The organism is Mesorhizobium sp. M7A.F.Ca.CA.002.09.1.1 (assembly GCF_003998555.1).
Taxonomy (GTDB): domain Bacteria; phylum Pseudomonadota; class Alphaproteobacteria; order Rhizobiales; family Rhizobiaceae; genus Mesorhizobium; species Mesorhizobium ciceri.
Window position 1 is genome coordinate 1 of the sequence record NZ_RZRR01001321.1, and the last position, 1025, is coordinate 1025.

Below are 1025 nucleotides of genomic sequence, written 5' to 3' on the forward strand. Positions count from 1 at the left end.
GCCTATGTCTTCGTCACGCTGGCACCCGGCGTCCCTCAGCCGGAAGGCGTTGAGCCGGTGATGGTGTTTCGCGAGCGCGAGGGTGTGACGCTGATCGTGACCGAGGAGGAGGCCAACGCCGCGGCACTGACCGCTTCGTTCCGCTGCCGGATGCTGACGCTGAACATCCATTCGTCGCTGGAAGCCGTCGGCTTCCTCGCCGCCATCACCACGCGCCTGGCCGCCGCCGGCATGGGCGTGAACCCGGTTTCGGCCTTTTATCACGACCATCTGTTCGTTCCCGCCGATAGGGCGGAGGAGGCACTGAAGCTGCTGATCGGGCTGGCCGAAGACAACCGAGTGTAGCGCATCGGCGAAGCTGCCGATCTCCCTCGTGGGGGAGATTGGCCTTCATCAATGCTCCGCAAACCTTCAGCATCCCGGCCGAGGGCGGAGCCCGCGACCGCGGGCCAGCCGCGCTAGCGGCGGTGCGGCCCGTGAGCGAAAACTAAATCAGCCGTCAGGCCGCCTTCTTCTTCGGCTGGATCAGGCCGCGCTCGACCAAAAGCTCGGCGATCTGCACCGCGTTGAGTGCGGCGCCCTTGCGCAGATTGTCGGAGACGATCCACATCGACAGGCCGTTGTCGATGGTCGAATCCTCGCGGATGCGCGAGATGAAGGTGGCGTCCTCGCCGGCCGATTCCAGCGGCGTGATGTAGCCTCCGTCCTCGCGCTTGTCCAAGACCTGGCAGCCTGGGGCTTCACGCAGGATATCCCGCGCGTCGTCGGCGGTGATCGGCTTTTCGAACTCGATGTTGACCGCTTCCGAGTGGCCGATGAACACCGGCACGCGCACGCAGGTCGCCGTCAGCTTGATCTTGGGATCGAGCATCTTCTTGGTCTCGGCGACCATCTTCCATTCTTCCTTGGTGAAGCCGTCGTCGAGGAAGACGTCGATATGCGGGATGACGTTGAAGGCGATGCGCTTGGTGAACTTCTTGACGTCGACGGTGTCGGCGACAAACACCGCGCGTGTCTGCGTGAAC

At 64.0% G+C, this 1025-nt stretch carries 2 protein-coding genes; one reads left to right on the forward strand and one right to left on the reverse strand.

All coding sequences use genetic code 11. The features are described 5' to 3' along the window. Positions 1–345 (forward strand): ACT domain-containing protein (locus tag EN994_RS32890; RefSeq protein ID WP_127308224.1); only part of this gene is annotated, 345 nt, incomplete at its 5' end. A 154-nt stretch (positions 346–499) separates the two neighbouring features. Here EN994_RS32890 and EN994_RS32895 read toward each other — a convergent pair. Beyond that, positions 500–1025, reverse strand: a 526-nt coding sequence (locus EN994_RS32895) for an aspartate-semialdehyde dehydrogenase (RefSeq protein WP_127308225.1), incomplete at its 5' end; no start/stop codon positions are given.